This is a genomic window from Streptococcus sp. 477, from assembly GCF_013277295.1.
Taxonomy (GTDB): domain Bacteria; phylum Bacillota; class Bacilli; order Lactobacillales; family Streptococcaceae; genus Streptococcus; species Streptococcus pseudopneumoniae.
On the sequence record NZ_VMMQ01000007.1, the window covers coordinates 1 to 6,626 of the forward strand.

Annotated in this window: 6 protein-coding genes; 4 read left to right on the forward strand and 2 right to left on the reverse strand. The window is 42.6% G+C overall.

The genetic code is table 11. From position 1 onward, the window contains the following. The first annotated feature begins 183 nt into the window (after window positions 1-183). The 4 genes from adhP to HT691_RS00635 all read left to right on the forward strand — a co-directional run bounded on the left by adhP (window position 184) and on the right by HT691_RS00635 (window position 4,194). The gene (gene adhP, locus HT691_RS00620) at window positions 184-1,203 is read left to right on the forward strand and encodes an alcohol dehydrogenase AdhP (RefSeq protein ID WP_172924001.1); all 1,020 of its coding nucleotides are present in this window, start codon (window positions 184-186) and stop codon (window positions 1,201-1,203) included. Between the two features lie 235 nt (window positions 1,204-1,438). Further along, complete coding sequence (locus tag HT691_RS00625; protein ID WP_000021972.1) at window positions 1,439-2,428, forward strand: PTS sugar transporter subunit IIB; 990 nt, start codon at window positions 1,439-1,441, stop codon at window positions 2,426-2,428. Window positions 2,429-2,455: 27 nt separating this feature from the next. Further along, window positions 2,456-3,259 (forward strand): PTS mannose/fructose/sorbose transporter subunit IIC, encoded by an 804-nt coding sequence (locus HT691_RS00630; RefSeq protein ID WP_000022715.1) that lies wholly within the window; start codon window positions 2,456-2,458, stop codon window positions 3,257-3,259. Between the two features lie 23 nt (window positions 3,260-3,282). Beyond that, window positions 3,283-4,194 (forward strand): PTS system mannose/fructose/sorbose family transporter subunit IID, encoded by a 912-nt coding sequence (locus HT691_RS00635; RefSeq protein WP_000136861.1) that lies wholly within the window; start codon window positions 3,283-3,285, stop codon window positions 4,192-4,194. Window positions 4,195-4,355: 161 nt separating this feature from the next. Here the strand turns inward: HT691_RS00635 and pepC are convergent, their stop codons facing one another. Both pepC and HT691_RS00645 read right to left on the reverse strand, forming a co-directional pair. Next, window positions 4,356-5,690 carry an aminopeptidase C gene (pepC, locus tag HT691_RS00640; RefSeq protein WP_023935613.1) on the reverse strand — a complete coding sequence of 445 codons (1,335 nt, stop codon included), beginning with the start codon at window positions 5,688-5,690 and terminating at the stop codon, window positions 4,356-4,358. A gap of 111 nt (window positions 5,691-5,801) precedes the next feature. Further along, window positions 5,802-6,524: a pseudouridine synthase gene (locus tag HT691_RS00645; RefSeq protein WP_001234889.1), complete on the reverse strand. Its 723-nt coding sequence runs from the start codon at window positions 6,522-6,524 to the stop codon at window positions 5,802-5,804. Window positions 6,525-6,626: the final 102 nt, after the last annotated feature.

A 6,626-nucleotide genomic window follows, 5' to 3' on the forward strand; every position in this document is an offset into this window, starting at 1 on the left:
TTTTATTTTAGTCTAGTCTTAATCGATTGTTCTACTTTTTGCCTCCAAAACCTTGGAAAAGGCTTTCTTTTGCGATATACTTCACATATAAATACAAGAGAGCTCGTCACACTCGACTCTGTTGAAACATAATCAATCCAGTCCCGCTGTCCCTGTTCTCGGTCAATATCAAGGAGGATAGCTATGAAAGCTGTTGTTGTAAATCCAGAAAGCACTGGTGTTGCTGTTGAAGAAAAAGTACTCCGTCCACTTGAAACTGGGGAAGCACTTGTAGAAATTGAATACTGTGGTGTTTGCCACACTGACCTCCACGTTGCTCATGGTGACTTTGGTCAAGTACCAGGACGTGTTCTTGGCCACGAAGGTATCGGTATCGTTAAAGAGATTGCTCCAGATGTGAAAAGCCTTAAAGTCGGTGACCGCGTCAGCGTTGCTTGGTTCTTTGAAGGATGTGGCACTTGCGAATACTGTACAACTGGTCGCGAAACCCTTTGCCGTACAGTGAAAAATGCTGGCTACTCAGTAGACGGTGGTATGGCTGAACAATGTATCGTAACTGCTGACTATGCTGTCAAAGTTCCTGACGGACTTGATTCAGCCCAAGCTTCTTCTATCACATGTGCTGGAGTAACAACCTATAAAGCTATCAAAGAAGCAAAAGTTGAACCAGGCCAATGGGTTGTTCTTTACGGTGCTGGTGGACTTGGTAACCTCGCTGTTCAATACGCTAAAAAAGTATTCAATGCTCATGTTATCGCAGTCGATATCAACAATGACAAACTTGCCCTTGCAAAAGAAGTAGGCGCTGACATTGTTATTAACGGCCTCGAAGTTGAAGATGTACCTGGACTTATCAAGGAAAAAACTGATGGAGGTGCTCACTCAGCTGTCGTAACTGCTGTGTCTAAAGTTGCCTTCAATCAGGCTGTTGACTCAGTTCGTGCTGGTGGTCGCGTAGTCGCTGTTGGTCTTCCTTCTGAAATGATGGAACTTAGCATCGTAAAAACCGTTCTAGATGGAATCCAAGTCATCGGTTCTCTTGTAGGAACTCGTAAAGACTTGGAAGAAGCCTTCCAATTCGGTGCAGAAGGTTTAGTAGTTCCAGTTGTTCAAAAACGTCCAATAGAAGATGCCGTAGCCATTTTCGACGAAATGGAAAAAGGTCAAATCCAAGGACGTATGGTACTCGACTTCACCCACTAATCTAATAGAAACCTATTTTAAAAGTTGGAAGCTTCTTTCAACTTTTTTATATTAAATTTTTAAATGTGGATTCAATATTACTCCTCAAAAAACTCAATATATCAACATCCAAAAGTAAAAGTTTTTTTAATTTTTTATGATAAATAGTTGCTTTTTACATGAAAACGGTTTATACTTAAACAGTCTTAAAGTTTTCTTAAATGAAAACTAAAACAAAAAAGGAGGAATGACAATAATGAGTATCGGAATCATTATTGCGAGCCACGGCGAATTTGCTGCGGGTATTCATCAGTCAGGATCTATGATCTTTGGTGAACAAGAAAAGGTTCAAGTTGTGACCTTTATGCCAAATGAAGGTCCTGATGATCTATACGCTAAGTTTAATAACGCTGTTGCTGCATTTGACGCAGAAGATGAGGTTCTAGTTTTGGCTGACCTTTGGAGTGGTTCTCCATTTAACCAAGCTAGTCGCGTGATGGGAGAAAATCCTGAGCGTAAGTTTGCCATCATCACAGGACTTAACTTACCGATGTTGATTCAAGCCTACACAGAGCGCCTCATGGACGCTGCTGCAGGTGTAGAAAAAGTCGCTGCTAATATCATTAAAGAAGCCAAAGATGGCATCAAAGCTCTTCCAGAAGAGCTAAATCCAGTTGAAGAAGTTGCAAGCGCTGCAGCTGCTCCAGTTGCCCAAGCTGCTATCCCAGAAGGAACTGTTATCGGAGACGGTAAATTGAAAATCAATCTTGCCCGTCTTGACACACGTCTACTTCACGGTCAGGTTGCAACTGCTTGGACTCCAGATTCAAAAGCAAATCGTATCATCGTTGCTTCAGATAACGTGGCTAAAGACGACCTTCGTAAAGAATTGATTAAACAAGCAGCTCCAGGTAATGTCAAGGCTAACGTGGTTCCAATTCAAAAACTGATTGAGATTTCAAAAGACCCACGTTTTGGAGAAACACATGCCCTTATCTTGTTTGAAACACCTCAAGATGCCCTTCGTGCCATCGAAGGCGGCGTGCCAATCAAGACTCTTAACGTTGGTTCTATGGCTCACTCAACAGGTAAAACATTGGTCAATACCGTTTTGTCGATGGACAAAGAAGATGTTGCTACATTTGAAAAAATGCGTGACTTGGGTGTTGAATTTGATGTCCGTAAAGTACCGAATGATTCTAAAAAAGATTTGTTTGACTTGATTAACAAAGCCAATGTCAAATAAGCCATTATTTATGAAAGGATTTTAAACATGTCTATTATTTCTATGGTTTTAGTAGTCGTTGTAGCCTTCTTTGCAGGTCTTGAAGGCATCCTCGACCAGTTCCAATTTCACCAACCACTTGTAGCCTGTACCCTTATTGGGCTTGTAACAGGTCACTTGGAAGCAGGGATTATCCTCGGTGGATCGCTTCAAATGATTGCCCTTGGTTGGTCAAATATCGGTGCTGCTATCGCTCCTGATGCTGCACTTGCTTCTGTCGCTGCTGCCATTATCATGGTTCTTGGTGGTGACTTTACCAAGACTGGTATCGGTGTTGCCCAAGCGGTTGCTATCCCTCTTGCCGTAGCTGGACTTTTCTTGACAATGATTGTTCGTACAATTTCAGTTGGTTTGGTTCATACTGCAGATGCTGCCGCTAAAAAAGGTGACTTCGGCGCTGTGGAGCGTGCGCATTTCATTGCGCTACTTTTCCAAGGACTTCGTATCGCGCTTCCTGCAGCTCTTCTCCTTATGGTACCAACTGAAACTGTACAAAGTATCCTTAGTGCCATGCCAGACTGGCTCAAAGATGGTATGGCTATCGGTGGTGGTATGGTCGTTGCCGTTGGTTACGCCATGGTTATCAACATGATGGCAACTCGTGAAGTATGGCCATTCTTCGCTCTTGGTTTCGTTCTCGCTGCTGTGTCAGATATTACTCTAATCGGATTCGGTGCTATCGGTGTTGCTATCGCTCTTATCTACCTTCACCTTTCTAAAACTGGTGGAAATGGTGGCGGAGGAGCCGCAACTTCTAACGACCCAATCGGCGATATCCTAGAAGACTACTAAGATAAGAAAGGACTGAAAACATCATGACTGAAAAACTTCAATTAACTAAATCAGATCGTAAAAAAGTTTGGTGGCGTTCAACCTTCTTACAAGGGTCTTGGAACTTTGAACGGATGCAAAACTTGGGCTGGGCTTATACACTCATTCCAGCTATCAAAAAACTCTATACTAAAAAAGAAGATCAAATCGCTGCTCTTGAGCGTCACCTTGAGTTCTTCAACACTCATCCATACGTAGCTGCTCCAGTCATGGGGGTTACTCTTGCGCTTGAAGAAGAACGTGCTAACGGTGTGGAAATCGATGACGCTGCTATCCAAGGGGTTAAAATCGGTATGATGGGACCTCTTGCTGGTATCGGTGACCCAGTATTCTGGTTTACAGTACGCCCAATCCTTGGATCTCTCGGTGCTTCACTTGCCCTTACTGGCAATATCTTGGGTCCACTCCTCTTCTTTGTTGCATGGAACTTGATTCGTATGTCATTCTTGTGGTATGTTCAAGAGATTGGATATAAGGCTGGATCAGAAATCACCAAAGATATGTCTGGTGGTATCCTTCAAGATATCACTAAAGGAGCTTCTATCCTTGGGATGTTCATTCTTGCTGTCCTTGTTCAACGTTGGGTAAATATTAAATTTGCTTTCGATGTTTCTAAAGTTCAACTAGATGAAAAGGCTTATATCCATTGGGATAAATTGCCAGAAGGGTCTAAAGGTATCCAAGAAGCATTCGCACAAGTAGGACAAGGATTGTCTCAAACTCCTGAAAAAGTTACTACTTTCCAACAAAACTTGGATATGTTGATTCCTGGATTATCAGGACTACTCCTTACTTTACTTTGCATGTACTTACTTAAGAAAAAAGTATCTCCAATCACTATTATCCTTGCCCTCTTCGCAGTGGGTATTGTGGCACATGTTCTTCACATCATGTAATCAAGCAACTAAAAAGGAACCAGGTTCTAAAATCTGATTCCTTTTTTCTAGGCTTTTATACTCAATGAAAATCAAAGAGCAAACTAGGAAGCGAGCCGCAGGCTGTACTTGAGTACGGCAAGGCGAAGCTGACGTGGTTTGAATTTGATTTTCGAAGAGTATTATTCTGCCAAGGCTCCCATTGGATCCCAAGGTGCAAGTACGATTGGTTCTGCTCCATAGGCAGCTTGTTCTTCTGCTGTCAGCAATTCCTTACGAACAACGATTTGGTAAGTGTATTCGTCCATCCAAGCGTCTGAGGCAACAAAGTAACCATCTGTACCGACCTTGTCTCCCCATGAGTTTTCAACCTTCCACTTGGTTGATTTACCATTTTCGTCCAAGTCAACACCTGTCAAGACCATGGCGTGGGTCATCAAGCTTTCGCTATAGTCCAAACGTCCAGCCTTGTCTTGAGTAAGTTTAATGTCCATGCTTGATTCAAAGTCATAAACATCTGTCGCAAGGATTCCAGCTTTGCGGTTGCTGAGCTGGCCAACATCAGAACCAAACCAAACAGTCTCACCTGCTTGCATTTGGGCAATCGCCAATTCTTTCAAGCGCTCCATTGGAACGTTGATGTAACGAACCGCACGGCTACCAACGACATTTCCCAACATCTCAACTGTGTAAGATTTACCGTATGGTTTATCAGCAGTTGGAGCATTGATAACAGAAACGTAGTCTTCTAAAGGAAGATTGACATATTTCTTGTAAAATTCCTGTGGAGTAATACCTTTTTCGCTTTGGTAGTTATTATCCTTATCACGATAAGCAAAGTCAAATTTACGTGGTGGTAGTCCTAGTGACATGGCAAGGAAGTTAAAGATCTCTTGCAAGAGGTCTTCTTTCTTAGCTTGAACAGTCGCTTGGTCTGCGCCAGAAGCTAGTAAGTCACGCAAGATTTGAGCATCTTGGCGCAGCAATTTGTTAAGGATTGCATTTATCTCACGGCTGCTACTAGATGAAACAGACTCAGGATAAACTGACTTAGGCACGACACCGTATTTTTCAAAGAGGGAAACGACCATATCCCATTGACCACCATCTTGTTGTGGTATTTGGAGTAAGAAGCTAACCTTACGGCTCGTCAATTCTTGGTCTGCAGTCGCAATGACTTGCTCCAAGAACCAGTTTGATTTCTCATACTTGTCCCAGAAGAAAGTGTGGGCTTGTGACAACTCAAAGTTCTCCAATTTGTATTGCGAGATGAGTTTGTGGCGAAAAGTGTTGAGAGCCGCAAACATCCAGCAACGACCAGACGCTTTCTGGTTAGTGACCTTGTCCTTGGTTAAATCCAATGAGAAAACAGGTGTGTTGTCTACATGGCTTTGGCGACGTTCCAGAGCTGCAAAAATTCCGTTGTGGCTAGCAGCATTTTCAATCGCTTGGTATTTTACATTTGCTTCATAGTTGGCAAATAGTTTATCAGTAAATGATTCTTGAATCGCGTTCATAGATTCCTCCTTTTATTCTACAGTCTATTATAACTCTTTTCACAAAGGAAGCAACTAAAAAACATAAAAGGCAAGGACATTCTTCCTCACCTTTTTCAAATATAAATCAAATTAAGCAATACTAGCAAGGAGAATTTCTAAGTCTTCCTTGGTCAAGCGACGCCATTCCCCTCGTTCCAGGTTCTCATCTAATACTAAAGTTCCCATAGTCAATCGTTGCAAGTCCACCACTTCCTTGCCACAGTAGCCCACCATACGCTTGACCTGATGAAACTTTCCTTCTGCAATAGTCACACGGATTTGGCTCTGATTCTTTTCTGCATCTGTGGAAAGAATCTCCAGTCTAGCGGGTTGACAAGTAAAGTCTTTGAGAGGAATACCCTTGGCAAATATCTCCACATCTTCTTGTGTCATAATTCCCTTGACCTGAGCCAGATAGGTCTTATCCACATGACGCTTGGGTGAAAGAAGAGCATGGGCAAGCTGACCGTCATTGGTCAGGAGCAGGAGTCCATGCGTATCGATATCCAAGCGCCCTACTGGGAAAACTTCCTTGCTCCGAGCAATATCATCCAACAAGTCCAGAACGGTTCTGTGCTTGGGATCCTCAGTCGCTGAGATAACTCCTTGGGGCTTGTTCATCATATAGTAGACAAACTCCTCATACTCCAACACTTGCCCATCAAAGCGAATCTCATCTCTTTCTTCATCAATCTGCAATTTAGCTGATTTTTCTTTTTTACCATTTACAGTCACGCGCCCAGCCTTGAGCAAGTTTTTGACCTCAGTCCGACTTCCCACCGCACAGGCAACTAAAAATTTATCTAATCTCATAGAACTATTATATCATATCAAAAGGAGGCTAGTACAATGACCTACCTCCTTTTCGTTTCATACTCTTCAAAAATCTCTTCAAACCGCGTCAACGTCGCCTTG

Coding starts and splice junctions, on each gene's coding strand:
- HT691_RS00645 (WP_001234889.1), bottom strand. CDS start 6,524: ATGAGATTAGATAAATTTTTAGTTGCCTGTGCGGTGGGAAGTCGGACT.
- adhP (WP_172924001.1), top strand. CDS start 184: ATGAAAGCTGTTGTTGTAAATCCAGAAAGCACTGGTGTTGCTGTTGAA.
- pepC (WP_023935613.1), bottom strand. CDS start 5,690: ATGAACGCGATTCAAGAATCATTTACTGATAAACTATTTGCCAACTAT.
- HT691_RS00630 (WP_000022715.1), top strand. CDS start 2,456: ATGTCTATTATTTCTATGGTTTTAGTAGTCGTTGTAGCCTTCTTTGCA.
- HT691_RS00635 (WP_000136861.1), top strand. CDS start 3,283: ATGACTGAAAAACTTCAATTAACTAAATCAGATCGTAAAAAAGTTTGG.
- HT691_RS00625 (WP_000021972.1), top strand. CDS start 1,439: ATGAGTATCGGAATCATTATTGCGAGCCACGGCGAATTTGCTGCGGGT.